The organism is Mycobacterium asiaticum (genome assembly GCF_001673635.1).
GTDB lineage: Bacteria > Actinomycetota > Actinomycetes > Mycobacteriales > Mycobacteriaceae > Mycobacterium > Mycobacterium asiaticum_C.
In genome coordinates, this window is record NZ_LZMH01000085.1 from 37,425 (window position 1) to 62,581 (window position 25,157).

Below are 25,157 nucleotides of genomic sequence, written 5' to 3' on the forward strand. Positions count from 1 at the left end.
ACCGACACAATGGCCGAATGCGCCTGCTGACGTTCCTTTTGATGACGGCACTGCTATTCGCTTCGGCGGGTTGTAGTGCCGCACCGCCGGGCGGCCGCCCCGCCACAAGAGGCGGGGGCGACTTCAGCGGACCGGTCGAGGTCGGCAACGGACGCCACCTGTATCTCGAATGTCGCGGCAAGGGCGTTCCGGCAATCATTTTGGAGTCCGGCTATCACAACTCGGCCGACCCGTGGAACCAATCGGACGCGGCCCCACCGGCGGTGGGGCCGGCCGTGCTGCCGGCCCTTGCCCGCAACCATCGGGTGTGCGCCTACGACCGTCCCGGGACCGTGCGCAATTCCGACCCACCCACCCTCGCCGACCGCAGCTCCGCGGTGCCGATGCCGCGTACCGCGGCCGACGTCGTCGCGGACCTGCACACCCTGCTCGACGCCGCGCATGTCCCGGGACCCTATGTTCTCGTCGGACATTCGCTGGGCGGGCTGTTCATCCGGCTCTATGCCCAAACCCATCCGGATCAGGTGCGGGGACTGGTGTTCGTCGATGCCTTCGGTGTCGAGATCCCGGATCTGATGGGTTCGGACTGGCCGGACTATCGGCAAGCACTGGATGCACCGCCGCTACAGTTGCGCGATCCTGCGTCGTTCGAGGAGGTCGACATCGATCGCAGTGTGGCACAGGTGACAGGCGCTCCCGGCTTCCCGCCCATCCCGCTGGCCGTACTGACCCGCACGGAACCTTTCACGATCCCGCCGGACCTGCCCGCCGATAAGAGTGCGAAGTTGGAACAGGCGTGGCGCGACGCCACCGGGGCTCTAGTCGCGCTGCGGCCGCAAACGCCGCACATCGAGGCGACCGGCAGCGACCACTTCGTTCAGATCCATCAGCCCGACCTGGTTGCGGCCGCCGTCGAGTTGGTGATTACGCGCTCCGGCGCGCACTAGGTTGTTTTGCAGCGGATTTCCCGGCGCGGCGGCCGGCGAAAACACAGTCAGCCAGCGAGAGTCCGCTGACGTAGGAATTGGAGCAGATTCCGGTTGCGGTGCGTCCCGCGCTGAACAGTCCGGGAATCGGCGCGCCGGATCCGTCGAGCACCGCGCCGGTGCCCTCGTCGACGCGGATCCCGCCGAGGGTCAACATCGGGGTGGGGTTGACCAGACTCGGGCGTACCGAGATATTCAGCAATGTGTAAGGGCCCGAGCCTATTCGGCGTACGAAGTCGGCGGGCTTACCGGCGGGATCCGGTGCGCCGGCATCGATCGCGCTGTTGTGTGCTTCGACAGTGGCCACCAGGCCGTCTGGGTCGATGCCGGCACGCCGGGCGGCGTCCCGCAGCGATGCGCCCTTGACCGAATCGAAGAGCATCAGGGCCGCCGACTGAGCGCGCTGAAACCACAACGGCTGCTTGATCATCTGCCGTCGCGCCTCCTTCATCAGCGCGGCGTCGGCCAGCAGCCATCCCTTGCCGTTGTGGCGGCGGACCATGGCGTGGCCGACGGCCGCGCCGTAGCGGCTCTCGTCGATGACGCGTCGACCCTGCTCGTCGACAATGATTGCGCTGATGAAAGCGCTTGGCGGCGTGATGAAACGCCATGCCGAGACGTTGTCCATCCGTTCGGTGACCGCGCCGACGCTTTGCGCCATGGCGATGCCGCTGCCGTCGTCGCCGCTGGTGCCGAGTTGTAGGCCGCCGCGGTATTGCGGCGCAAACCGTTCGATCCATTCCGCATTGGCCATATAGCCTCCGGCGCAGATGATTACGGCTCGCCTGGCCGATATCCGCACCGGCTGCGCATAGCGCCGCTCGAGGTTGCGTAGGCGACGTTCCACCACGGAGCGCAGCGGTGGATAGTAGATGCCGGGCTTGGTCGACAGCCCGGCCAGCCGCGCGTACCGGCGGCGGACGCGGGCCGGCGCGTAATGCATCGTCGTGGCTTCCACTCCGCACACCCGCCCGGACGGCTCTTGAATCAGCTGGGTGGCCCTCGTTTGTGGACGCAGTTGAACCCCAAGGGCGAGTGCGGATTTCGCCAACGGCGCGTAGAGCATCTTGCCGGACACGCCTTTGCCTTTCACACGGTGGCCGCGCTGGACCGGTGGCGTGTGCGCGCGGAATGCACCGGCGTTCTCACTGCCCGAGTGGTAGAGGTAGTAATGGTTGTTCGGGTAGGAGGTCTTGTAGGGGCACAAGGTGGAATCGAACGGGACGCCGTAGTCACTGAGCCAGCGGATCATCTCCGGGCTGCCCGCCACGAATGATTCCAGCGTCTGTGGGCTGACGGCGTCGCCGACCTCGAGGCGAAGGTAGGTCAGCATCTGCTCGGCGGTGTCTATCACGCCGGCCTGTTGCTGGACGGCGGTGCCGCCCCCGGCGTAGATGATCCCGCCCGACACCGCAGTTGAGCCACCGCCGTTGGCGCGGTCGATCGCGATGACATCGACCCCGTGTTCGCGAGCGGTGATCGCCGCGCAGGCGCCGGCCGCCCCGAATCCCACCACCACGACGTCCGTCACCCATTCGGTGCCACGTGTCGACAGGTCATCATTCACCGGTGCACCCTAGCGTGGGCGCGCGTGCTAATACGAGGGGGCGATGATTAGGGCGGTGATGTTGTCCGGCCCGCCCGCTTGCAGCGCCGCGTCGATCAACGCCGTGCATGCGTCGTCGGGCTCGGGGTGCTCGGTGAGCGCGGCGGCCAGGGCGTCGTCGTCGACGACGCCGTGCAGTCCGTCACTCGACAGCAGGATACGGTCGCCGGGCAGCAGGTCCACCGCCGCGGTATCGGGCAGCGCGCGCGGGAACATCGCCACGTGCCGGGTGAGGGTGGCCCGGGCCGGATGCCGCGCGGCGTCTTCGGGGGCGACCTCGCCCGAGTCGATCAGGTCCTGAATCACGCTGTGGTCCCGGGTGAGTTGTTGCAGCTTCTGGTCGCGGTACAGGTACGCGCGGCTGTCACCCAGATGGGCAACCAGTGCCCGCGCCTGGGCGATCACGACGGCGACGAGCGTGGTGTTGGCGCCGGCGGCGCGTGGATCCGTTCGGGCGTAGGTGCAGAAGTCGGCGCAGTATTCGACGACGGCGCGCCCCAGCAGCTCGTCCGCGTCCTCGTCGTTGACGTTGTCGGGTTTGAGATGTCGGCTCACGTAGGTCGGCAGCAGCTCCATCACCAGAGCGGCGGCCAGCGCGCCGTCGGTGCTGCATGCGACGCCGTCGGCGACCATGAACAACGATTGCTCGGGGTCGGCACCCCAGCGGTCCTGGTTGGTGGCACGCAACCGGCCGATGTCGGACAGACCTGCGAACTGCACGCCCATCCGCTCCGCCTTCGGTAGGTCCAGGTATTTCTCGGGTCGCGGCAATACTAGTGACCCGGTTGCGAGTCACCGCGAGCAGACGCAAAAGCCCCAATTTCGTGCCGAAATGAGGGGCTTTTGCGTCTGCTCACGCAACTTAGGTGGCGGTGTCGAATTCGATCGGGACGGTGATCGGTCCCCCCAACGCGTTCACCGGTTTCCATGGAGCCGGACCGGTGCGGCGGGCGTTGGGCATCCGCCGCGTCATCACCCTCAGGGCCTCGGCGAGCTCGAGGCGGGCCAGATTGGCGCCCAGGCAGAAGTGCGTGCCCGCGCCGAACGTCTGGATCGGCGGGGCGCCCCGGCGGCGAATGTCGAGGCGATCGGGATCGTCGCAGACGGCGGGATCGCGGTTGGCGGCTCCGGTGTTGATCACCACCAGCGTGCCGGCGGGGACGATCACACCGGCTAGCTCGACATCCTCGAGAGCAGTTCGCAGGGTCACGAAGGTGATGGGCGAATGACGGATCAGCTCCTCGACGGCACCGGCCGCCAACACCGGATGCTCGCCGAGAAGGGCCCACTGCTCAGGGTGATCGCACAGCACGTGTGCCGCCGCGCCCAACTGCATACGGGTCGTGTCGGTGCCGCCCAACAGCAATGCGGCAACGAGCGATCGGAGTTCTTCGCCGTTGAGGCGGTCACCGTCGTCTTCGGCCTGGATCAGCTCGGAGATCAGGTCGTCGGTCAGGCGGTGTCGCCGCCGCGCGACCATGTCATCGATATAGGTGTCCAGGGCTTCCCAGGCGGTCAGAATCGTCGGCGTCGCACTGGCGGCATCCCAGCTGAAGGCCTTCAAAATGTCGTCCGCCCAGTCGGAGAACAGTTCCCAGTCCTCGGCGGGCGCTCCGAGTAGCGCGCAGATAACGGGGATCGGGTACCGGCGGGCAACGTCGGCCACCAGATCGCAACGCCCCCGAGTGATTTGGCGATCGACCAGCCCGGTGATGACGTCGGTCATCGTCGTGCGTAACCGCGCAGCGGCTTTGGGTGTGAACGCTTTGCTCACCAGTCGACGCAGCCGGCGGTGTTGGTCCCCGTCGATGCTGAGAATGTTGACGGCGACGCGGTCCCACAGCGGGCCGGACGTAATGCCTTGAGCGGCAAGGAACATCCCTTGCGGCACGCGGAAGCGTGGATCGCGCAGTACGGCATGCACCAAGTCGTAGCTGAGCAGCTCGGGCCCATACGGTCCCATCGCCATCGGTGCCCGCGCGCGGGCCTCGCGGATGATCGCGTGCGCCTCGTCGGGGTGTTGGGCGTTTTCGTAGCTGATCGTTGGTAAGTCGGCCTCGAAAACGCTTGGGCGGTTTCGGTCAATGGTGGTTGTCATGCCGCTCAGCCTGTGTCCACGGGAGATGAAGACCATCGGGGAGAACACGCAAATACGGCAATGTTTGACTCTGCGGCTATGGCGGTGATGACCGTAAAGACCGCGCCCGCAGCGCAGAGTCAAAGTGCAGATTGCCACCAGATCAGGCCCGCATACGGGATTTCCCCGATGTTTTCTGGTGACGGCCGGCCGAGGCTGGTTAGCATGACCGAAACGCATCCACGCGTGGACACACCGCCGGTGAACTGGGGTGATTTGGGTTTGAGCGGCCTGCCGACCGGAACGGTGACCATGCTGCTCGCCGACATCGAGGGTTCGACGAGGTTGTGGGAGACCCAGCCGGAGGCGATGGCTGCCGCCGTCGCACTTCTGGACCGCACGCTCGACGGATTGCTCGCCGCCCATGGCGGGGTGCGGCCGGTGGAACAGGGCGAGGGTGACAGCTTCGTCATCGCGTTCGCCCGCGCGAGCCAGGCGGTCGCCTGCGCGCTGGACCTGCAACGAGCGCCGTTGGCGCCGTTGCGGTTCCGCATCGGCGTACACACCGGTGAGGTGCAATTGCGCGACGAGTCCAATTACATCGGCCCGACCGTGAATCGAACCGCGCGGCTGCGCGATCTCGCACACGGCGGTCAGACCGTGCTGTCCGGCACCACGGAGGACCTTGTCATCGATGCGCTCCCAAACGACGCGTGGCTAACCGATCTCGGCCGGCACGAGCTGCGGGGCATCGCTCGCCCCGAGCGCGTCGTGCAGCTGTGCCACCCGGATATCCGCAACGACTTTCCGCCGCTGCGGACGTCCAAAAGCTCAGTCCCCGAACAGTTGCCGGTGCAGCTCACCAGTTTTGTAGGCCGCGACGGTGAGATTGCCGACTTGCGTCGGATGTTGCCGGCCGAACGGCTGGTTGTCTTGACCGGCGCCGGTGGGGTGGGCAAAACCCGGTTGGCTATCCAGGTTGCGGGCGAGGCGGCGGATGATTTCGACGCCGGAGTGTGGTTCATCGATCTGGCGCCGATCACCGACCCAGGCCTCGTCCCGGCCGCCGCAGCCGAGGCCGTCGGCCTCTCCGATCAGCCGGGACGGTCAACGACGGACGCGCTGGCGCGGTTTGTGTCAGACCGTCGGATGTTGATGGTGTTCGACAACTGCGAGCACTTGGTGGACGCCGTCGCCGTCCTGGTCAACACGCTGTTGAGCGGTTGTCCGAACCTCACGTTGTTGGCCACCAGCCGTGAGCCGATCGCGGTGCCGGGTGAGGTGACCTGGCGGGTGCCATCCCTGTCGCTGGACGACGAGGCCGTCGAGCTGTTCGTCGACCGCGCACGGCGTGCGCGTCCCGACTTCAGCACTGACCAGGTTTCAGCGATCCGGGAGATCTGCCGACGGCTCGACGGCATGCCCCTGGCCATCGAACTCGCCGCCGCCCGGGTGCGGGCGCTGTCGCTGCAGGAGATCATCGGCAGTCTGAATGACCGCTTTCGGCTGTTGACCGGAGGTGGACGTATCGCGGTGCGCCGTCAGCAAACTTTGCGTGCCTCGGTGGACTGGTCCCACGCACTGCTCACCGAGCCCGAGCGGGTGCTGTTTCGCAGGCTCGCGCCGTTCATGGGGGGATTCGATCTGGCTGCCGCCAGGGCCGTCGCGGGAGGCAATGAGGCCGAGCGCTTTCAGCTGCTTGACCTGCTGACGCTGCTTGTGGACAAATCATTGGTGGTTGCCGACAACACCGGTGGCCGAACACGCTATCGGCTGCTGGAAACGGTCCGCCAGTACGCCCTGGAAAAGCTCGGCGAGTCCGGCGAGGCCGACACCGTTCGCGCAAGTCACCGCGACTACTACACAGCAATGGCCGCGATGCTGGACGCGCCGGCCGCCACCGGACACCAGCTGCGTGTCGAGCAGACGGCATCCGAGCTCGACAACCTCCGCGCTGCGTTCGCTTGGAGCCGGGAAACCTGTGACATCGAATTGGCTTTAGGGCTCGCGTCGTCGCTGCAGCCGTTGTGGCTAACCCGCGGCCGTCTGCGTGAAGGAATGAGTTGGATCGATGAGGCGCTGGCCGAACGGGCCTCGGCGGACCGCGAGGTGGCGCCGGCGGTCCTGGCGCGGGCGCTCGCCGATGCGGCCTTGTTCGACGGTTGGCTTGGTCTGCCGGCGCGGATGGAGCAGGCCACCGAAGCCCTCGCGATTGCTCGCCAACTCGACGACCCTGCCCTGTTGGTCCGCGCCCTGACTGGCTGCGTTGGTACGGCGGCCGCCTTGAACCCCGAACACGCGGAAACATACTTCGCGGAGGCCATCGAGTTGGCGCGCGCCCTGGGCGACAAATGGCGACTGAGCCAGCTGCTCGGCTTCCGGGCCTACGCGGCCGCCATGGCCGGCGGCTCGATCGCGGAGCACGCGGCCGCCGAAGGACGCGACCTCGCCGACGCGATCGGTGACCGAGTCGCCTCGGGTCAGTGTCGCCTGTATGGCATCGCCGGTGGGCGGACGATGCGGGGCGACCTCGAAGGCGCCGAGGATGAAGTACGGGATGTACTCGCCGACGCCGATGCTGCCGGAGACCTGTTTACCAGGTTCAATGCCCTGATAGCGCAAAGCTTTGTGCTGGGGTGGCACGGCAAGTCGGCTGCGGCGCTGGCCGCCGCCGAGAGGGCGATCGAGTCTGCCGTCGAGCTCGGTGCGTCCATCGAAGGACTCGGCTATCTCGCGTTGGGTGCCGCGTACCTGGCCGCGGGAGACGCCGCGGCCGCCAAGGATGCTCTCGCCAAGGCCTACGGCCGCATACCGGACGCCGGGTTTTCTTCGACGAACCTGATGTGGAGAGCCGACGCCGAGCGCGTGACCGGCGATAACGTGGCGGCCCGGCTTTGGGCCGATCAAGCGGTGTCGGTAACCCCAGGATATTTTCGGATGCTCGCGCTGAATGCTCGTGTCCGCGTTGCCCGTTCAGAAGGTCATCCGGAGGCCATCGAAGCGGCCGAGCGGGACGCGCACGAAGCGCTGGCGTGCGCGGCTGAGACCGGGGCACAGCTAGGCTTGCCCGACGTCTTTGACGGTCTTGCCGCACTGGCCGCCCAGGCCGCGAGCTATACCGAGGCGGCTCGACTCCTCGGTGCGGCGCAGGGTATCCGGCAGCATACCGGCGAAGTGCGGTACGCAATCCACCAAGCCGATTACGATGCGTCGATTGCTGCAGTACGAGATGCCATGGGTCAGAACAACTTCGACGTGGCATTGCGTGAGGGTGCGGCCCTGTCCATTTCGGAAGCGATCGCTTATGCACAGCGCGGCCGCGGCGAACGCAAACGGCCCTCCGCCGGTTGGGCCTCGCTCACACCAGCCGAACACGACGTCGTCCGGCTGGTCAGCGAGGGCTTGGCCAATAAGGAAATTGCCACAAAGCTTTTCATCTCACCGCGTACCGTCGAGACTCATCTCACGCACGTCTACACCAAGCTCGGTTTGGCATCACGCGTGCAACTGGCTCAAGAGGCCACTCGCCGGGGGTGAGTTCCCCCGCGAGCAGACGCTAAAGCCCCCATTTCGTGCCGAAATGTGGGGCTTTAGCGTCTGCTCGCGCAAGGGAACTTGCGCCTCACCCACCGGACATCCGGTCGGACTCGGGCAGGTCCAGATAGCGCTCCAGGTTGCGGTGCATGTTGATCACGCGGCGCTCTTCGTTGGACAGCACCAAATGGGTGAGCCCGGGCTGATGCAATCCGCGCTGCAGGCCGGGCAGCACTCGGATGTCCTGGGTGAGCACGATTCCGGGCTCGGCGTCCGCGGCCGACATCCGGACATCGGTCGGCTTGTTCCGTCCCGCACCCGGCGGCATCCGCGACATCAGGAACATCACCAGCTCGCCGTGATCGGGGTCGGGTCCGGGCCGCGAGCACATGATTGTCAGGTGGTCGGCGTTGGCCAAGAACGTCATGTTGGGGAAGACGTTGTACTGGTGCAACCGGGTGATCCGATCGGTGTCGGCCCAGTCCAGGTCGACACCGCGACTCGCGGCAAACGCCCGGGTGTGGGCAGCGATCAGGTCGGGCACCGTTTGGCCGGGCTGCCGTTCGGCGGCGGGAAACGGGGTGCCTTCGACCGCGCCCATCAGCGCGCCTTGGGTGTAAACGTAAGCGTCCCAGACCTCTTCGTCGCTCAGCCTGCCCTCGAACCGGGGGCTCGGTACCCCGTAGGGCTGATCCGACTTACCGGCATGCACCCAAATCTTCTGCGGCGCATGAACATCATCGACACACCGCAGCAGTTCGGGATGCAGCGTCTGAATGTGGTAGGTCTCGCTGTAGCCGTCGGCGATCGTCTTCCAGTTGGCCTCGACCTCCACGGTCAGCGTTGCGTAGCAGCGGAATTCAGCGATGTTGCACCACGCGATGTCCTGCGGGATCTCGTCCAGGTACTCCGTCAACGGCATCGCGCCCAAGTCGAGATTGACGAAGACCATGCCCTCGAAGGTGTCGACCAACGCTGGCAGTAAAGGAAAGTCCGACATTTTCAGCGAGCCGAAACCCTTGCGGTTAGGCACCCGCTTGAGTGCACCGGCCAGGTCCCAGGTCCAGCCGTGGTAGCCGCACTTGAGCTCACGCAGACCCGAACCGGAACCCACACACAGCGAGTTGCCGCGATGCCGGCAGGCGTTCTGAAACGCGCGCAGCACGCCGTCATCCCCTCGGACGATCAGTACTCCGTATGGGCCGCAACGGTATTCGAAGTAATCGCCCGGCTGGTCAACATGGTCGACCATGCACGCGATCTGCCATACCCGCGGCCACATCCGCTCCATCTCCAGCGCGGCGAACGCCGGTGAGTAATAGCGCTCGACCGGCACCAGGGTCGGGGAGGCGGGCGGGGTGCCGATCGCGTCCTCACCCCCGGTACGGGTCGGGTTGCCCTCGGTCGTCGTCATGGGCTCCGAACGCCTAACGCGCTCCGCGCACCAATCGGCCCGGACGCGCCCCGGTGTCGACATCGTTTCGGCGGGTCACGGCCCCGCTTACGATCGTGGCGGTGTAACCGCTTGCGCCCTGCAGGATCCGGCGCCCGCCGGCGGGCAGGTCGAAGGCCATCGCCGCGGGGTGCAGCCGCAGGGCGTCCATGTCGATCACGTTGATGTCGGCCTTCTTGCCCGGTTCGATGGTGCCGCGGTCGGTGAGCCCGAACAGGTGCGCGGTGTCGCGAGACTGCTTGCGGATCACATACTCCAGCGACAATTTCTCCCCGCGCCGCCGGTCGCGTGCCCAATGCGTCAGCAGGAACGTGGGATAGGAAGCGTCACAAATCATTCCGCAGTGCGCCCCACCGTCGGACAGGCCCAGCACACCCGCCGGGTGCAGCATCATCTCCCGGATCGCGTCATGGTTGCCTTCGGCGTAGTTGAACAGCGGCAGCATCAACATCGCCGTCGCGTCCGACTCCAGCATCAGGTCATAGAGCGTTGACAGGGGATCCTCGCCGCGCGCTTTGGCGATCGCGGCGACGGTCCGGTCCGGCGTCGGCTCGTAGTCCGGCGGATCACCGAGCGCGTACAGCCGGCCCAGCGAATGCTGCACCATCGCGAACATGCCGTCGAACAACTGGGCCGGATCGATGGGCAGGTCGTCCTCGGACAAGATCGCGGCTTTGACCGCGGGTTCGGCCAGGCGCTGGGCAAGCTCCTCGCGACTGCACTCCGCCTTGAGCCGGCGGTAGGTCGGCCGGTGGGTGAAACCGTGGTGCCCCTGGAACCCGATCATCATCCCGAACGGGCGGGCCGCGATCTGCGGATGCAGCCGGCTGCCTTCTGCGTGAGCGGCGGCTGAGACGTCCAGTTGCTCGCGCCACAGGTTGGGGTCGGCGTCGACCTGGATCAACGCGAAGGACACCGGGCGGTCGATCTCGCGGCTCAGTCGCCGCATCCAGTCCAGTTCCTTCTTCGGGCCGATGATGTCCTCTCCGGCGGCTCCCTGCGGCGCCAGTTCGAACACCGCCTGGCCGCCGGCGGCCATGGCGCGACCCAGTCCGAACAGTTCCTCTTCGGCGGCGAACGTGCCGGGCACCGGTTCGCCGTCCATCGCCGTGTGGGCCAGCGTGCGTGACGTGGAGAACCCGAGGGCGCCCGCTTCGATGCCTTCGCGGACCAGCCGGGCCATCGCCTCGATGTCCTCCGGGGTGGCGGGTTCGTTGCGCGCGCCCCGCTCACCCATCGCGTACGCGCGGACCGCGCCGTGTGCGATCTGGCTGCCGACGTCGACGGAGAACCGCTGCTTGCCGATCGCGTCGAGGTACTCCGGATAGGTCTCCCAGCCCCAGGTGATGCCCTCGGTCAACGCGGTGCCCGGGATATCTTCGACCCCTTCCATCAACTTGATCAGCCAGTCTTCGGCGCCCGGGCGAACCGGAGCGAAGCCGACGCCGCAGTTGCCGGTGACGATCGTCGTGACGCCGTGACCGCTGGACGGCTCGAGCAGGCTGTCCCAGCTCACCTGGCCGTCGTAGTGCGTATGGATGTCCACGAACCCGGGCGCGACGATGTGACCGCTCGCGTCGATGGTTTCGGCGGCGTCCCCGGCCAGCTCCGGGTCGTCGGCACCCCGGCGGGCCACCTCGACGACCTTGCCGTCCTTGATGCCGATGTCCGCGCGATAGCGTCCCGCGCCCGTGCCGTCGACGACGGTGCCACCGATGATTTTCAGGTCGAACATGACTGCCTCCACGGCACGAACCCGGGCTGGGGAATTAATACGCTACGCCGCGTAGCGTATGTAACGACGGTATGCGTCCGGCTCGGCCGAGTCAATGAGTCAGGCGGGTCCGCTCGTATCAACCGGTCGGCGCGTTGAGGCGCTTCCACAGCAGTCGCACCTGGGTGCCTCGAGCGGTGCCGTTGATGTCGGCTTCGTCGGCCAACGCACGCATCAGGGGTATTCCGCGGCCACGGGAGAAATCCTCCGCCGCAGCGCGCTTTCGCCACTGGCCGCGATCTTTGACGGTGACCGCAAGGCTGTCCGAATCGGGGTCGTAGGTCGCGTGGATGTCCATCGTGCCGCGGTCAGGCGCCGAATAGGCGAACTCGGCGACGTTGGCCAGCGCTTCGCTGACCGCCAGGACCAGATCGCTGAACCGCTCGGCGCCCAGGGTGAAATGCCGATCGAGCCAATTGCGGAACTCGACCCGCAGCCGTGCGGCGTTCGAACCATGGGCGGCAACGCCCGTTCGGACGAAACTGGATCGGTCGTCGAGAGGCGTCATGGTGGGGGATGCTAAGCGCGTCCGGCCCTACCCAGCACAACCGGATTCAGGCACCAGCGACCCAGCTCAGAGCATTGTCGACGGTGCGGTGCAGGGAAAGCAGGCTGTCGATCCCCATCAGCTTGATCGGGCGGCTGGTGGCGGGTCCGTCGGCCACGACCGCGAACTTGGTGGGTGCGACGACCTCGGCCTGACCGTTTACCAGGACGCTCAGCCCGGCCGAGGCCAGGAATTCCACCTTGCTGAGGTCCACGATGAGGGCCGCGGGCTTGGCGGCCAGAGACGTGCTGATCGCTTCGGCCAGCTGCGGGGCGCTGAGCATGTCGACCTCGCCGGATACGGCGAGCACAACGGCCCCGTCTCTCTCGTGCTGTTCCACCTCGAAAGAGGCCCTGTTCACTGGATCGCCGGGTTGATCGACCATGCTGTATCCAAATCCGTCCGTGCGGGAAAACGCTTAGTTTTCAGACAACCACGCCAAGCCGGGGCTGTTGATTCAACCCGCCGAGCACCGCCGCCGATAGGCGCACCAATTGCGGCGCTACGGCAGCTAACAGACACCAATTCTAAGCCACTCCGCCTAAACCCTCACAACTGCCGTCGTCAGCGGCATTAAATGCGCAGGCACAATCCGGGTGGGTCTTGTGCACGTTGGTAGCGTCTGGGAATGCTCTTTGCCGCCCTGCGGGATATGCAATGGCGAAAGCGGCGCCTCGTTATCGCCATTGTCAGCACCGGACTCATCTTCGGAATGACGCTGGTGATGAGCGGGCTGGCCAACGGGTTCCGAGTCGAGGCCCGGCAGACGGTCGACTCGCTGGGCGTCGACGCGTTCGTGGTCAAGGACGGCTCTGCGGGACCTTTCCTGGGCTCGACCCCGTTTCCCGACGTCGACCTGGGCCGGGTGCGGTCGGAAGTAGGGGTTTCAGCCGCCGCACCGCTGGGCTGCGTCGGCACGATCATGCGAGAAGGGACGTCGACGCGCAACGTCACCGCGTTCGGTGCGCCCGAGCACGGGCCCGGCATGCCGCAGGTCTCCGAGGGCCGGGCGCCGGCCAGGCCGGACGAGGTCGCCGCGTCCAGCGTGTTGGGCCGACATCTCGGCGACACTATCCAGGTCGGCGCGCACACCCTGCGCGTCGTGGGCATAGTGCCCAACTCGACAGCGCTGGCGAAAATCCCCAACATCTTTCTCACGACGGAGGGCCTGCAACGGGTCGCCTACAACGGTCAGCCGATGGTCACCTCGATCGGTGTCAACGGCACACCCTCCGCGCTGCCCGAGGGCTACCGGACCTATGACCGGACCGGTGCGGTCAACGACCTGATCCGGCCGTTGAAGGTCGCGGTCAACTCGATCACGATCGTGGCGATCCTGCTGTGGATTGTGGCGGTGCTGATCGTCGGGTCGGTCGTCTATCTCTCCGCGCTCGAGCGGGTCCGCGACTTCGCGGTGTTCAAGGCGATCGGAACGCCGACCCGCTCGATCCTGGCGGGCCTGGCGCTGCAGGCGCTGATCGTCTCGCTGTTCGCGGCGGCGGTCGGCGTCGTGCTGTCCAAATTGCTGGCGCCGTTGTTCCCGATGGTCGTCGCGGTCCCGGTGGAGGCGTATTTCCTATTGCCGGTGGTCGCGATCGTGATCGGGCTGCTGGCCAGCCTCGCCGGCCTGAGACGCGTGGTAGCCATCGATCCCGCACTTGCGTTCGGAGGTCCGTAACCGTTGGGCGATCTCAGCATCCAGAATCTGGTCGTCGAGTACTACAGCGGCGGCTATGCCCTGCGGCCGATCAACGGGCTGAACCTCGACGTGGCGTCCGGGTCGCTGGTGATCCTGCTGGGGCCCAGCGGTTGCGGCAAGACGACGCTACTGTCCTGCCTCGGCGGCATCCTGCGGCCCAAGTCCGGGGCCATCAAGTTCGACGACGTCGACATCACCTCGCTGGACGGCAGGGAACTGGCCCAGTACCGGCGCGAGAAGGTGGGCATCGTCTTCCAGGCCTTCAACCTGGTGCCCAGCCTCAGCGCCCTGGAGAACGTGATGGTGCCGCTGCGGGCCGCCGGCATGTCCCGCAAGGCCTCCCGCCGGCGCGCCACCGAACTGCTGGAGCGGGTCAACCTCGGCGACCGGCTCAAGCACCGCCCGGGTGACCTCAGCGGCGGCCAGCAGCAGCGGGTCGCGGTCGCGCGTGCGATCGCGCTGGACCCGCCGCTGATCCTGGCGGACGAACCGACCGCCCACCTGGACTTCATCCAGGTCGAGGAGGTGCTGCGACTGATCCGCGAGCTCGCCGACGGCGATCGGGTGGTGGTGGTCGCGACCCACGATTCCCGGATGTTGCCGATGGCCGACCGGGTGGTGGAGCTGACGCCCGGTTTCGCCGACACCGACCGGGCGCCGGAAACGTTCGAGCTCAAGGCCGGCGTCGTGTTGTTCGAGCAGAGCACCATGGGCGAGCTCATCTACGTGGTGAAGGAGGGCGAGTTCGAGCTGGTGCACGAACTGGCCGACGGCGGCGAGGAGTTGATCAAGGTGGCCGGCCCCGGAGATTACTTCGGTGAGATGGGCGTGTTGTTCCACATGCCGCGGTCGGCGACCGCACGGGCTCGCACCGACGCGACGGTGGTCGGCTACACCGCGCAAGCCTTCCGGGAACGCCTCGGGATGGGCGGCAAGCGCGATCTGATCGAGCATCGCGAGCTCAGCAGCGAGTAGAAAATGACCCTGCCCTGACAGGGCAAACGACGGTAGCGTCAGTGCATGCTGTTCGCGGCCTTGCGCGACATGCAATGGCGAAGACGTCGCCTGGTCATCGCGATCGTCAGCACCGGACTGGTGTTCGCGATGACGCTCGTGCTCACCGGACTGGCCAACGGTTTTCGGGTTGAGGCGCAGCGCACCGTCGACGCGATGGGTGTCGACGCGTTCGTCGTCAAGTCCGGTGCGGCCGGGCCTTTCCTGGGCTCCACCCCATTCGCACCCGTCGACCTGGCGCGGGTGGCCGCGGAGCCCGGCGTGGTGGCGGTGGCGCCCCTCGCGACCGCCGCGGCTGCCATCCGGGAAGGCACTGCCACGCGCAACGCCACCGCCTTCGGTGCGCCGGAACGCGGACCCGGCATGCCGAAGGTCTCCCAAGGCCGGGCTCCCGCCGTACCAGACGAGGTGGCGGTGTCGAGCACACTGGGCCGGCAGCTGGGCGACAGCGTGCAGGTCGGCGCCCGGACACTGCGCGTGGTGGGCATCGTGCCCAACTCCACCGCACTGGCCAAGATGCCCAACATCTTCCTCACCACCGAAGGGCTGCAACAACTTTCGTACACCGGACAACCGATGGTCACCTCGATCGGCGTCAAGGGAACCCCGAAGGACCTGCCCGAGGGCTACCAACTCGTCGACCGCGCTGTCGGCGTCGCCGACCTGCTGCGGCCATTGAAGGTGGCCGTCGATGCGATCACGATCGTGGCGATCCTGCTGTGGATCGTGGCGGTGCTGATCGTGGGCTCGGTGGTATACCTTTCCGCGCTCGAGCGGTTGCGGGACTTCGCGGTGTTCAAGGCGATCGGCATTCCGACCCGGTCGATCCTGGTGGGGCTTTGCCTGCAAGCGCTGGTGGTGGCGCTGCTCGCCGCCGTGGTCGGCGTCCTGCTGGCGCAATTGCTGGCGCCGCTGTTTCCGATGCTGGTGGTGATTCCGGTCGGCGCCTACCTGGCGTTGCCGGTGATCGCCATCGCGATCGGGTTGTTGGCCAGCGTCGCCGGGTTGCGGCGCGCGGTGGCGGTGGAACCGGCGCTCGCTTTCGGAGGTCCCTGACCATGGGTGATTTGAGCATTCAGGACCTCGTCGTCGAATACTCCAGCGGTGGCTACGCGCTGCGGCCGATCAACGGCCTGAGCCTCGACGTGGCCGCCGGGTCGCTGCTGATTCTGTTGGGGCCCAGTGGCTGCGGGAAGACGACGCTGCTGTCCTGCCTGGGCGGCATCCTGCGGCCGAAGTCCGGGGTGATCAAGTTCGACGGCGTGGAGATCACCGCACTCGACGGCGCCGCGATGGCGCGCTACCGGCTGGAGAAGGTCGGCATTGTGTTCCAGGCCTTCAACCTCGTGCCCAGTCTGACCGCCCTGGAGAACGTGATGGTCCCGCTGCGCGGTGCCGGCATGTCGCGCGGGGCGGCGCGCCGGCGAGCCACCGAACTGCTCGAGCGGGTCAACCTCGGCGAGCGGATGAAGCATCGTCCCGGCGACCTCAGTGGCGGCCAGCAGCAGCGGGTGGCGGTGGCCCGGGCGATCGCGCTGGACCCGCCGCTGATCCTGGCGGACGAACCGACCGCGCACCTGGACTTCATCCAGGTCGAGGAGGTGCTGCGGCTGATCCGGGAACTCGCCGACGACGACCGGGTGGTGGTGGTCGCCACCCACGACAGCCGCATCCTGCCGATGGCCGACCGGGTGGTCGAGATGGTCGCGCCCGCCGCTGCCTCCACCAATCGCGCCCCGGAGACGGTGCGGCTGAAGGCGGGCGAGGTGCTGTTCGAGCAGTGCACCATGGGCGATCTGATCTACCTGGTGTCCGACGGGGAGTTCGAGATCGTGCGCGAATTGGCTGACGGCGGTGAGGAATTGGTCAAGGTCAGTGGCCCCGGCGACTACTTCGGCGAGATGGGCGTGCTGTTTCACATGCCGCGGTCAGCCACCGTGCGCGCCCGCACCGACGCGACCGCCGTCGGTTACACGGCGCAGGCCTTCCGTGAGCGGCTGGGACTGGGCGGTATCAGCGACGTGCTGGACCATCGCGAACCGGCCGACGATTAACCGGGCTGAACGATTCCGTTCGCCTGCTCGTGATGCGGATTGAACCTGTGTCGCCGACACTGTGTCTGTTTGCGGTCTGTTCGTGCCGAAAGGACGGTGGGCATGGGGCCCCAGCACGAGGAATCCACTGAGGCCAAAGCCGCCGATCGACCGGCGCTGAGCAGGCGAGGAGCGCTGCTGGGCATGGGCGCCGTGGCGGGTTTCGCCGCGGTGGATGTCGGCGGGTTCGCCTACGCCGGTGGGTGGTTGCGACCGGACACGCTGACACCGGGCCGATTCGCCGACCGATTCGAACATGTTTATGGACGGCACGACGGGTTTCGTCGCAACCACGCCAAAGGGCTCAGCGCGACAGGGACTTTCGAGAGCAACGGCGCCGGCACGCAGATCTGCCGTGCTTCGGTATTCCGTAGCGGCACGGTGCCGGTCGTCGGCCGCTTCTCGCTGGGCGGCGGCCTACCCGATCAGCCCGACAAGCCCGACACGGTCCGTGGCCTCGGCTTGGTGTTCCGCGCCTCCGATGGCCAGCAGTGGCGCACCGCGATGATCAACCTGCCCGTCTTCACCGACAGCACCCCGGAAGGGTTCTTCGAGCGGTTGCTTGCCGGCAAGCCTCGGCCCGACACCGGCAAGCCCGACCCGCAGCGGATGGCAGCATTCATGGACCGGCATCCCGAGACCGCGGCGGCGATGAAGATCATCAAGCAATCACCGCCCAGCTCCGGCTTCGCCGATAGTGCCTATCACGGTCTCAACGCCTTTCGGTTCACCAACGACGCGGGCGCGAGGTTTGCGGTGCGCTGGTCGGTGCTGCCGATTGACCCGCCGGCCCCCGCCACCGGAGCAACGGGAAAGGACTACCTGTTCGACGAACTGATCCGCACGGTGGCGCAGCGCCCCCTGCGGTGGCGGCTGGTGTTGACCGTCGGCGACCCGGCGGACCCGACTAATGACGCCACCAAACCGTGGCCGCCGTCGCGGCGCACCATCGACGCGGGCATCCTGACCCTCACCGCGGTGCAGACCGAGGCGGCGGGTAACGCTCGGGACGTCAACTTCGACCCGACGGTGTTGCCGGACGGCATGGCCCTGTCCGACGATCCTCTGCCCGCGGCCCGGGCCGGCGTGTACGCACGGTCCTTCACCCGCCGTGCCGAAGAGCCCAAGTCGCCGAGCGAGGTTCGCGTCTGATGGCCGAAACAACCTACACAGCACCACGTTTCGCGGTGCCGTCGCGAATCTTGCACTGGCTGATGGCGCCGATGGTGATCGCCCAGCTGCTGATCGGCGTGACAATGGTGGCGTCGCTGAGTTACTACCCGCTGCTGCTGGCGATCCACCGCCCGCTGGGGGTGCTGATCCTCATTTTCGCGGTGATCCGGCTCATCAATCGGCTCACCCACACGTTGCCGCCGTTCCTGACGACCATGGGACCGGTGGAGCGGCGCATCGCGTCGTGGTCGGAGTACCTGTTGTATGCGCTGCTGATCGTGCAGCCGTTGACGGGCTGGGCGATGCTATCGGCCGCCAGGAACCCGATCGTGTCGCTGGGACCGTTCCACCTGCCCGGCATCGCCCCACACAACATCGACGCCTACGCGGTGCTGCGGCAGTGCCACGGTGTCTTTGCCCTCCTGTTGTTCCTGACGTTCACCGCCCACGTCTGCGCGGTGCTGTTCCATACGCTCGTGCTGCGTGACCGGATCATCGACCGGATGGCGGTGTGGCCCACCAGGCGTCGCTAGTTCGGACGGATCAGCGGTGGTGCTGGGCGAAGAACTCCCAAATGGTGTCGGTGGCACCGAGCGCGGTCGAGGGCTGCGGCAAACCCAGCCGCTCCAGCAAAGGTCCGCGGACACCGCCGGGCCATTGATGGCCGGCGTCGGCCACCGAGATCAAGCGAACCGTGCGGCCGTTCGGGCAGTCGGCCGTTTCGGTGGTCACCACGCCGACGGTGGTCGAGGCCGGTGCCGGACAGCCGTCGATAGCGCGCCAGGCCGCGGCCACCGCTGGTATGGCCGGGCCGTCGACGCGCGGGTTGCCATCGATTCTCAAACCCTTACCGGGGCCGCCGTTGTAGGGCACGCTGGCGTCGGCCGTGCCGTGAATCTGCAGTACCGAGGTCGGCCGGGCCCGCGAGCAATCGGTCACCGTGGTACCCGCCACGGGCGCGATCGCGGCGAACATGTCTGTCTCGCAAGCCAATCGGAGTGACATCATGGCGCCGTTGGACATGCCGGTGACATACATCCGCGCCGGGTCGACGGGCGTCTGCTGCGCTATCGCGCCGACGATGGCGGTGATGAATCCGACGTCGTCCAGGTTGGACTGCGCGGGGCCTCCGCAGCACGAGCCGGCGTTCCACGCCCGGCCCTGACCGTCGGGATAGGCAACCAGGAAATGACCCCGGTCGGCCGTACTGTCCCAGTGGTAGGAGCGTTCGGCCTGGGCTCCGTTGCCGAACCCGCCGTGCAGCATCACCACCAACGGTGCCGCCTCGGTCAAACCGGCTGGGCGGTAGAGGTGGAAAGTCCTGCTGCTGCCGGCCCATTGGATGGTTTGCGAGGACTGCCCGATCGGGATCGTGGGATGGTCCGGTGATCCGACGGCGTGGCCGCCGCCGAAACACCCGGCCAGCAACGCCGCAAGGGCGACCACCACCGGCAGTTGCCGGGCCCGGGCACATCGCGAGGCCATCAGCCCATGGTGACAGCGCCGCTCAAGTTTGACAAGTAACTTGTCAAATTGCGCGGAGATGGCAGACTCGGCCATCATGCGACGTCTGGCGGATGCTCAGTGGGAACCGACCGTGCCGGCCTTGCTGCAACTGGTGGCGTCCGCCGGTGGTCCGCGGCTGCGCGCGGCATTCACGGCCGCCGGGCTCGACGGCATCCGGCCGGCGCAGGCCGTGGCGCTGGTTCCGTTGGCCGGCGGGGGGTTGCACGCCTCGGACCTCGCCGATCGGCTCGGGGTGAGTCGGCAGGCGGTGGCACAGGCAATCACCGCGCTGGAGCGGGGTGGCTATGTGATCCGCGAGTCCAATCCCGTGGACGCGCGCACCCGGATCATCGAACTGACCCCCCGCGGTCGCCATGCATTGCGTGTGATGCGTTCCAGTGCAATGGCTTTGGAGAAGAACTGGGAGCAGACCCTCGGATCCCGCCGGCTGGCCGAATTACGCCGCGCGTTGCAGGACCTCTTGGCCGCCATGGGGGACTGACGGCACGACGGACGGGCGCGCCGCCGCCAGGAGTCGCGCGGCCAACAACGCGGCGAACATGATCGAAACGCACACCAACCCGTCATCCTTGAGGCCCCACTTCACCGCGGCGAGGGTCGCCGCCCCCGCCACGCAGAGCAGCACACCTATAACGGTGCCCCGCCCGGCCGAGGTGATCGGCGGGACACCGTCCCAACCCGGCAGCGGGTTGTTCTCCAGCGGCCGCAGCGCGACGAACAGCACCGCCACCACAGCAATCATGATGAACAGCTGCGCGAAAGTGACCAGCAGAAAGTCCGGTTGTCCCGAGAAGCGTGGCTTACCAAAGGTGTCGAAGAGCACGTGCACCCCCAGCAGCGCGGGCATGTGCCACAGGTACAGGGTCATCGCCCCGGAGTTGCCGATTGCGGTGAGCCACCACACGCGTGGTCGCCGTGCCCACCGATTGATCGCGGGTGCCGCGGCGATTGCCAACGCGCTCAGCACGATTGCGTGTCCGGCGAGCAACAGCGACGGCGGGCTCATGTTGGTCAGGCGTTGGCCCTCGATGCCGACCAGGCTCAACTCGTAGGGCCCCCAGTGGACCAGCGCCACGTCGACGGCGAACAACACCAGCGCCGTCACCAGTGCCGCCCGCCGGGTGATCAACCCGCGCCGGTAGGCGACGCCGAACATGCCGGGGATGAGCCAGGCAACGAGGTTGAGGTAGCCGATCGGCGCCGCGGCGGACCAGTGCAACCGGACCGCGTCGATGAGGCCGACCAGCGCGTAGACGCCGATGACGCCGGCTACCAATCGGGTGGGGGTGGTGATCCGGTGCAGCATTGGCATCACCGCCAGCACCATGACGTAGACACCGAGGAACCACAGCAGCTGAATGCTGATGCCGGCGACCGGCTCGTAAACATGTTGCGGCAGCACCGGATACAGCAGGGCAAGGGCGAGCGCCCAGAAGCCCAGGTAGTAGAACACGGGGCGGAACAGCCGGGTGCTGCGCTTCATCAACCAGCCGCCCCAATTGGTGCCGGGCTGCCACGACGTGAGGCACGCCGCGGTACCGGCGAAGAAGAACAGCGGCATGATCTGGAAGATCCACGTCAGCGCCTGAAATACCACCGACGTGGTGAGCAGGTTGTCCCAGATGAGCACGCCGCCGCGGATGATGCTGACCGCCATCACGGTGTGGCCGATCACCACGCCGATCAAAGCGGTAATACGGATGACGTCGATGGCGCGGTCGCGGTCAAGTGGTGTGCGCGCAGCCAGCTCAGCAGGGCTCGGAAAGCCCATCAAAAAGGTCATTCAAGCAGCATCGCCGTTCGACGGCAGCCCACGCCTGCGTAGTTCTACTCGTCCTGCCCGGGTATCGCTACCCGAGTCCGTCCGGTCCGGGCAGGCCGGGCCGACCAAGTAGTTCACCGCGACTGCCGCCGGTGCCGCCGTGCGCCGGGATGAACCCCGAACCACCGGCGCCACCGTCGCCGCCGTCGCCGATCAGTTGCGCGCCGCCACCGCTGCCGCCCGGGCCGGCCGTCCCGTCGACCGGCGAGGCGTCGCCACCGCGACCGCCGCGTCCGCCGTTGCCGATCTGGCCACCATCGCCACCGTCGCCGCCGATCCCGCCGCGCGCGGAGGTGCTGGACCCGAGTCCGTCGCCGCCCACGCCGCCGTTCCCGAAGTACTGGCCGCCGTTACCGCCGTTGCCGCCGTCGCCGCCACCCAACGGGCCGCTGCCGCCCGGGCCGCCGGCGCCGCCGTTGCCGAACCAGCCGGCGTTGCCGCCGAAACCGCCCCATCCGCCGACCATGTTCGCGCCGCCCTGTCCGCCCTGACCGCCGGCGCCGCCATTGCCCATCAGCCAGCCGCCGTTGCCGCCGTCACCGCCGAGCGGCGCGATCTTGTTGATCGCGGTGCTGACCCCGCCTTGCCCGCCGTTGCCGCCGTTGCCGATCAACCCGGCATCGCCGCCGCGACCGCCGAATCGGCCGGGACCCCCGGAGCCGCCGTTGCCGCCGTTGCCGAGCAGCCACCCGCCGGGGCCGCCCGCCTCACCCGTGAACGGACGTCCGTCGACGCCGTTCCCGATCAGCGGGCGGCCGGTTGCGGCCTGGGCAGGCGCGTTGACGGCGTCGAGTAGGGCTTGCGGCGCGCGCTGCAGCAGGCTCCCGAGGTTGGCCGTTTCTGCGGCGGCATAGGAGTTGCCCGCGGCGTGCAGTGCCTGCACGAAATGCTCATGAAGAGCGGCCACTTGCGCGCTGACCGCCCGATACGACTGCGCATTGCGGGCGAACAGCTCCGCTACCGCAATCGACACCTCATCAGCACCGGCCGCCAGCATTTCGGTGGCCGGGCCCGCGGCGGTGGCCGCCTTGATTGCCGCGCCGATTCCGGCGATATCGGCCGCCGCGACGGTGAGAAAGTCCGGCGCCGCCACCAAATAAGACATTCAATTGGCTCCCGTGCCATTGGCGCCTATTACACGGCGGGTTACATAGCCTGCTGCGTCAGTGTGAAAAAGAGATACGCAATGCAGAACAGAAAATTGAGCGCCACCAGAACCAGACCCGCGCATATCGCCGCATGTTTGCAACGCCGTTGTGCGTGCGCGACTTTCGCGCTCTTCTTCTCTCGGTTGTATTGAGTGGCGATCAGCGCGAAATTGACGTCGGTCATTTCTCTGTCCGCCGCGGGTGAACCGGTGACCAATTGCTGAAGGCGCCTCGGCGGGATGTCAACGCCGACCAGCGCGAAGCGCCTACTGAGCCGGCGCGCCTGCCTGCGGCCAAGAATCTGACCTCGCATCTGCAGCTGTTGCGAGAGTCTCCGTCGTTCGTCGCCCCAAGGGTTCGACGGGGTCGTCACAAGCGGGAAGTCTATGTCGTTCGTCACGTTTTGTGGGAGAGAACGCAGCCCGAATTTTCGCCTATCTTCCGGCGGTCAGCGCAGCTGCTCGGTGGGCACCGCGTACCGCTCCTGGTAGGCGCGCACCCGGTCGCGGACATCGCCGGCGTCCAGGCCGGTGTCCGACCAGGTGTATCGGCCCCGACCGCCGTCGCCGGGGTGGGCGGCCAGGAAATCACGCATCCGCGCCTCGGTGTCGGGCAGCAGCTCGCGGCCCAACTTGCGGTAGATGCCGCCGATGGTGGTCCAGGGGTCATTGATGAAATCCGCGTAGTGGACGTCGATCACGCGATCGGCCGGGATCCTGCCGCCGTCCCGCAGCGCCATCTCGCGCTCGAGGCCGACGACGATCTCCTCGTAGGACTGTGCCGCGCATCCGGCGATCTCGGACTCGTCGCTACCCATCCGCCGCAGGTGGTGGGTCAGCGCGGCGATCGACGAGATGACATTCAGCGGGTCGCGGTGCGTCTGCACGATCAACGCGTCGGGATACTCGGTGAACAACGCAGCGAGCTGCCACAGATGCGCCGGTGATTTCAGCAGCCATTGCCCCGGCACGCCAGATTGCAGATGCTGCAGGAAGATTCGGTGGTACCGGTATGCGCCGGTGTGGTCGGCGTCGTACAGCAGCCAGCGGTAGTACGTCGGCAGGCGGTACTGCACCGAGAAGATCATGCTGGTGAACTCGCTGGCGGTGATGCGGACGCACTCCTGGCCGACCAGCGCGCCCATCGGGTGGAAGGCCAGGAAACCCGGGATGATCTGCTCGGACATGTCGATGCTGGCTTGCGTGGCGGCGATGCGCGGGTCGTCGTGGTAGGTCGCCGGCTGCGGTACCGGACAGGGCGCGTCGACCTCCCAGGTCAGGGGCGCGCGCAGGTCGGGATCCTGGGCGAGGAGATCAAAGAGGATCGTGGTCCCGGTGCGGGGCTGGCCGACGATGAAGATCGGCGCGTCGATGCCCTTGGCGGCGACCCCCGGATGCTGCTTGCGCCAGGCGATCACGTCGAGGCGGTTCTTCAGGGCGCGCATGAGATCCAGGTGCGCGATTTCCACCCCGATGGCCGACAACCTGGCCTCGTTGAGCAGTCCGTCGACGAGCAACTCCAGTCCGGGCTGCCAGCCGTCGTCGCCGAAGTCGTCAGAACCGGCTTCCTCGCACGCGGTTGCGATCAGACGTTCCGGGGCGAACCGGTCCTGCAGCGCGGTCATTGCTGTGCCGTCCGTCGGCGCACGGACACCTTGACGTCGGGCGCGGCCGGATTGTCCAGCCACCGCAGCACCACAAACCCGCGATGCCGGCCGCCGGTATCGAGCCAGTGACCGAATCCCAGGTCCTCGGCGGCGATCGCGATGCGAACCCGGCCGTCCGGGTCCGGCGTGACGCCACGGTTGGTCACCGAACTGTGCCGGCGGGGCGGCTCCAGACACTCATGCCAGATGCTTTCCAGGGTGACGTTCCAATACCGGGTGTCCGGCGGAGCGATGTCGAGCACCAGGGCTTGGTCCGGTTCGAGCCGGAAGGTGCCGATCATGTACAGGTTGTCCGGAGTGGTGTCGGCCGCGCCCAGGTCAGCGGCCTCCGCGGTGAGCAAAGTATTGGGGTTGCCGAGCAGCTCGGGCTTGATCGTGCGGTGCAGTGTCGCCAGCTTCATCAGCGACCACGCCATCGCGGTGAACTGCTCGGCGAGCGCCGCGTCGGTCAGTGGCGCCAGTGGGTCGGGGTCGAGTGCCTCGATGTGCAGGCTGGCCAACTGTTCTGCCGCGCGATCGCCGATGTACTCCCGGACGACCACCGAAGACGCGTCCTCGGGAATCTGTAGCCACTGCGCGCCACCGGTGTCGGCCGGTTCTTCGGCGGCCAGCACCAGCTCGAATTCGCCCGAGTGCAAGACCAAGTCGGCGTCGCTGAGATATCCGGCCATACGCCGCGGCGTCAGCCCGGTGCCGGCCAAAATCTGGATACCGAGGTAGGCGCTGGTTCCGCGGGTTCCGGTGATGCGGTACCGGCGGTCACCGCGGATCATGGCGAGGTAGTAATTGCCGTCCGGATTCGGGCCGCCGATCATTCGCGTGGGCGAGCACATGTCGAAGAACCAAGGCTGATCCGGATCGGCTTCCACGGACAGCTGCGCACACAGCGAGCTCACCCGCGCGATCACGCGCAACCCTTCGGCGAGTTCCCGGTCCGACTCCGCGTCCTCTGTCACGACGTTGGTGACGTTGCCCAACATTTCCTGGAAGAACCGCCACGCGGCCAGGGCCTGCGGCGCCTCGGCTTGAGTCATAGTC

General features: G+C 67.1%; 21 protein-coding genes and 1 pseudogene. 9 read left to right on the forward strand and 13 right to left on the reverse strand.

The features are described from left to right. Positions 1-17: 17 nt before the first annotated feature. Positions 18-947, forward strand: coding sequence for an alpha/beta fold hydrolase (locus A5645_RS26145; protein ID WP_065131575.1), 930 nt, complete (start codon positions 18-20; stop codon positions 945-947). Here the strand turns inward: A5645_RS26145 and A5645_RS26150 are convergent. The 3 genes from A5645_RS26150 to A5645_RS26160 form a co-directional block, all read right to left on the reverse strand. Further along, positions 925-2,553, reverse strand: coding sequence for an FAD-binding protein (locus tag A5645_RS26150; protein ID WP_253867169.1), 1,629 nt, complete (start codon positions 2,551-2,553; stop codon positions 925-927). The two genes, A5645_RS26145 and A5645_RS26150, sit on opposite strands and share 23 nt — an antisense overlap. Positions 2,554-2,580: 27 nt before the next feature. After that, positions 2,581-3,318 carry a PP2C family protein-serine/threonine phosphatase gene (locus tag A5645_RS26155; RefSeq protein ID WP_065131576.1) on the reverse strand — a complete coding sequence of 246 codons (738 nt, stop codon included), beginning with the start codon at positions 3,316-3,318 and terminating at the stop codon, positions 2,581-2,583. A 136-nt stretch (positions 3,319-3,454) separates the two neighbouring features. After that, positions 3,455-4,690: a cytochrome P450 gene (locus A5645_RS26160; protein ID WP_065131629.1), complete on the reverse strand. Its 1,236-nt coding sequence runs from the start codon at positions 4,688-4,690 to the stop codon at positions 3,455-3,457. A 204-nt stretch (positions 4,691-4,894) separates the two neighbouring features. Between A5645_RS26160 and A5645_RS26165 the strand changes: the two genes are divergently transcribed. Further along, entirely contained in the window at positions 4,895-8,206 is a 3,312-nt protein-coding gene (locus A5645_RS26165) for a LuxR C-terminal-related transcriptional regulator (protein ID WP_155768178.1), read from the forward strand. 85 nt (positions 8,207-8,291) lie between these two features. Here the strand turns inward: A5645_RS26165 and A5645_RS26170 are convergent, their stop codons facing one another. The 4 genes from A5645_RS26170 to A5645_RS26185 form a co-directional block, all read right to left on the reverse strand. After that, positions 8,292-9,617: an aromatic ring-hydroxylating oxygenase subunit alpha gene (locus tag A5645_RS26170; protein ID WP_065131577.1), complete on the reverse strand. Its 1,326-nt coding sequence runs from the start codon at positions 9,615-9,617 to the stop codon at positions 8,292-8,294. A gap of 13 nt (positions 9,618-9,630) precedes the next feature. Beyond that, positions 9,631-11,391 carry an N-acyl-D-amino-acid deacylase family protein gene (locus A5645_RS26175; protein ID WP_065131578.1) on the reverse strand — a complete coding sequence of 587 codons (1,761 nt, stop codon included), beginning with the start codon at positions 11,389-11,391 and terminating at the stop codon, positions 9,631-9,633. A 118-nt stretch (positions 11,392-11,509) separates the two neighbouring features. Further along, a complete protein-coding gene (locus tag A5645_RS26180) occupies positions 11,510-11,938 on the reverse strand; it encodes an ATP-binding protein (RefSeq protein ID WP_065131579.1) in 429 nt (142 codons plus the stop codon). 46 nt (positions 11,939-11,984) lie between these two features. After that, positions 11,985-12,362, reverse strand: a complete 378-nt coding sequence (locus A5645_RS26185) for an STAS domain-containing protein (protein ID WP_065035810.1) — start codon at positions 12,360-12,362, stop codon at positions 11,985-11,987. Between the two features lie 243 nt (positions 12,363-12,605). Here A5645_RS26185 and A5645_RS26190 point away from each other — a divergent pair, with 243 nt between their 5' ends. The 6 genes from A5645_RS26190 (at position 12,606) to A5645_RS26215 (ending at position 18,489) form a co-directional block, all read left to right on the forward strand. After that, the gene (locus A5645_RS26190) at positions 12,606-13,655 is read left to right on the forward strand and encodes an ABC transporter permease (RefSeq protein ID WP_065035811.1); all 1,050 of its coding nucleotides are present in this window, start codon (positions 12,606-12,608) and stop codon (positions 13,653-13,655) included. 3 nt (positions 13,656-13,658) lie between these two features. Further along, entirely contained in the window at positions 13,659-14,651 is a 993-nt protein-coding gene (locus A5645_RS26195; RefSeq protein WP_065131580.1) for an ATP-binding cassette domain-containing protein, read from the forward strand. A 45-nt stretch (positions 14,652-14,696) separates the two neighbouring features. Beyond that, entirely contained in the window at positions 14,697-15,746 is a 1,050-nt protein-coding gene (locus A5645_RS26200; RefSeq protein ID WP_065131581.1) for an ABC transporter permease, read from the forward strand. Between the two features lie 2 nt (positions 15,747-15,748). Next, complete coding sequence (locus A5645_RS26205) at positions 15,749-16,744, forward strand: ABC transporter ATP-binding protein (protein WP_036361844.1); 996 nt, start codon at positions 15,749-15,751, stop codon at positions 16,742-16,744. 102 nt (positions 16,745-16,846) lie between these two features. Next, positions 16,847-17,935, forward strand: a complete 1,089-nt coding sequence (locus A5645_RS26210; protein ID WP_253867170.1) for a catalase family peroxidase — start codon at positions 16,847-16,849, stop codon at positions 17,933-17,935. Continuing rightward, a complete protein-coding gene (locus tag A5645_RS26215; protein ID WP_065131583.1) occupies positions 17,935-18,489 on the forward strand; it encodes a cytochrome b in 555 nt (184 codons plus the stop codon). Before A5645_RS26210 ends, A5645_RS26215 begins: the two co-directional genes overlap by 1 nt. Positions 18,490-18,499: 10 nt before the next feature. Here A5645_RS26215 and A5645_RS26220 read toward each other — a convergent pair whose 3' ends face one another. Beyond that, positions 18,500-19,441 carry a CE1 family esterase gene (locus A5645_RS26220; protein WP_065131631.1) on the reverse strand — a complete coding sequence of 314 codons (942 nt, stop codon included), beginning with the start codon at positions 19,439-19,441 and terminating at the stop codon, positions 18,500-18,502. 76 nt (positions 19,442-19,517) lie between these two features. On the opposite strand from A5645_RS26220, the gene A5645_RS26225 reads away from it, so the two are divergent. Beyond that, positions 19,518-19,964 (forward strand): MarR family winged helix-turn-helix transcriptional regulator, encoded by a 447-nt coding sequence (locus tag A5645_RS26225; protein WP_065131632.1) that lies wholly within the window; start codon positions 19,518-19,520, stop codon positions 19,962-19,964. Here A5645_RS26225 and A5645_RS26230 read toward each other — a convergent pair. From A5645_RS26230 to A5645_RS26250, 5 genes and pseudogenes are all read right to left on the reverse strand, one after another. Beyond that, positions 19,920-21,266 carry an acyltransferase family protein gene (locus A5645_RS26230; protein WP_065131584.1) on the reverse strand — a complete coding sequence of 449 codons (1,347 nt, stop codon included), beginning with the start codon at positions 21,264-21,266 and terminating at the stop codon, positions 19,920-19,922. The two genes, A5645_RS26225 and A5645_RS26230, sit on opposite strands and share 45 nt — an antisense overlap. A 76-nt stretch (positions 21,267-21,342) precedes the next feature. Next, positions 21,343-22,410, reverse strand: a pseudogene (locus A5645_RS29195) (PE family protein); the annotation flags it as partial. Between the two features lie 41 nt (positions 22,411-22,451). Next, the gene (locus tag A5645_RS26240) at positions 22,452-22,826 is read right to left on the reverse strand and encodes a hypothetical protein (RefSeq protein ID WP_065122552.1); all 375 of its coding nucleotides are present in this window, start codon (positions 22,824-22,826) and stop codon (positions 22,452-22,454) included. A 75-nt stretch (positions 22,827-22,901) separates the two neighbouring features. Then, positions 22,902-24,077, reverse strand: a complete 1,176-nt coding sequence (locus A5645_RS26245; RefSeq protein ID WP_065131586.1) for a sulfotransferase family protein — start codon at positions 24,075-24,077, stop codon at positions 22,902-22,904. Beyond that, positions 24,074-25,153, reverse strand: coding sequence for a DUF1214 domain-containing protein (locus A5645_RS26250; protein WP_065131587.1), 1,080 nt, complete (start codon positions 25,151-25,153; stop codon positions 24,074-24,076). The genes A5645_RS26245 and A5645_RS26250 overlap by 4 nt, the downstream gene beginning before the upstream one ends. Positions 25,154-25,157: the final 4 nt, after the last annotated feature.

Excerpts from the sequence above, each read along its gene's own strand:
- A5645_RS26145 (WP_065131575.1), top strand. The coding sequence starts at position 18 with ATGCGCCTGCTGACGTTCCTTTTGATGACGGCACTGCTATTCGCTTCG.
- A5645_RS26155 (WP_065131576.1), bottom strand. The coding sequence starts at position 3,318 with ATGGGCGTGCAGTTCGCAGGTCTGTCCGACATCGGCCGGTTGCGTGCC.
- A5645_RS26160 (WP_065131629.1), bottom strand. The coding sequence starts at position 4,690 with ATGACAACCACCATTGACCGAAACCGCCCAAGCGTTTTCGAGGCCGAC.
- A5645_RS26165 (WP_155768178.1), top strand. The coding sequence starts at position 4,895 with ATGACCGAAACGCATCCACGCGTGGACACACCGCCGGTGAACTGGGGT.
- A5645_RS26170 (WP_065131577.1), bottom strand. The coding sequence starts at position 9,617 with ATGACGACGACCGAGGGCAACCCGACCCGTACCGGGGGTGAGGACGCG.
- A5645_RS26175 (WP_065131578.1), bottom strand. The coding sequence starts at position 11,391 with ATGTTCGACCTGAAAATCATCGGTGGCACCGTCGTCGACGGCACGGGC.
- A5645_RS26180 (WP_065131579.1), bottom strand. The coding sequence starts at position 11,938 with ATGACGCCTCTCGACGACCGATCCAGTTTCGTCCGAACGGGCGTTGCC.
- A5645_RS26185 (WP_065035810.1), bottom strand. The coding sequence starts at position 12,362 with ATGGTCGATCAACCCGGCGATCCAGTGAACAGGGCCTCTTTCGAGGTG.
- A5645_RS26190 (WP_065035811.1), top strand. The coding sequence starts at position 12,606 with ATGCTCTTTGCCGCCCTGCGGGATATGCAATGGCGAAAGCGGCGCCTC.
- A5645_RS26200 (WP_065131581.1), top strand. The coding sequence starts at position 14,697 with ATGCTGTTCGCGGCCTTGCGCGACATGCAATGGCGAAGACGTCGCCTG.
- A5645_RS26205 (WP_036361844.1), top strand. The coding sequence starts at position 15,749 with ATGGGTGATTTGAGCATTCAGGACCTCGTCGTCGAATACTCCAGCGGT.
- A5645_RS26210 (WP_253867170.1), top strand. The coding sequence starts at position 16,847 with ATGGGGCCCCAGCACGAGGAATCCACTGAGGCCAAAGCCGCCGATCGA.
- A5645_RS26215 (WP_065131583.1), top strand. The coding sequence starts at position 17,935 with ATGGCCGAAACAACCTACACAGCACCACGTTTCGCGGTGCCGTCGCGA.
- A5645_RS26220 (WP_065131631.1), bottom strand. The coding sequence starts at position 19,441 with ATGGCCTCGCGATGTGCCCGGGCCCGGCAACTGCCGGTGGTGGTCGCC.
- A5645_RS26225 (WP_065131632.1), top strand. The coding sequence starts at position 19,518 with ATGCGACGTCTGGCGGATGCTCAGTGGGAACCGACCGTGCCGGCCTTG.
- A5645_RS26230 (WP_065131584.1), bottom strand. The coding sequence starts at position 21,266 with ATGACCTTTTTGATGGGCTTTCCGAGCCCTGCTGAGCTGGCTGCGCGC.
- A5645_RS26245 (WP_065131586.1), bottom strand. The coding sequence starts at position 24,077 with ATGACCGCGCTGCAGGACCGGTTCGCCCCGGAACGTCTGATCGCAACC.
- A5645_RS26250 (WP_065131587.1), bottom strand. The coding sequence starts at position 25,153 with ATGACTCAAGCCGAGGCGCCGCAGGCCCTGGCCGCGTGGCGGTTCTTC.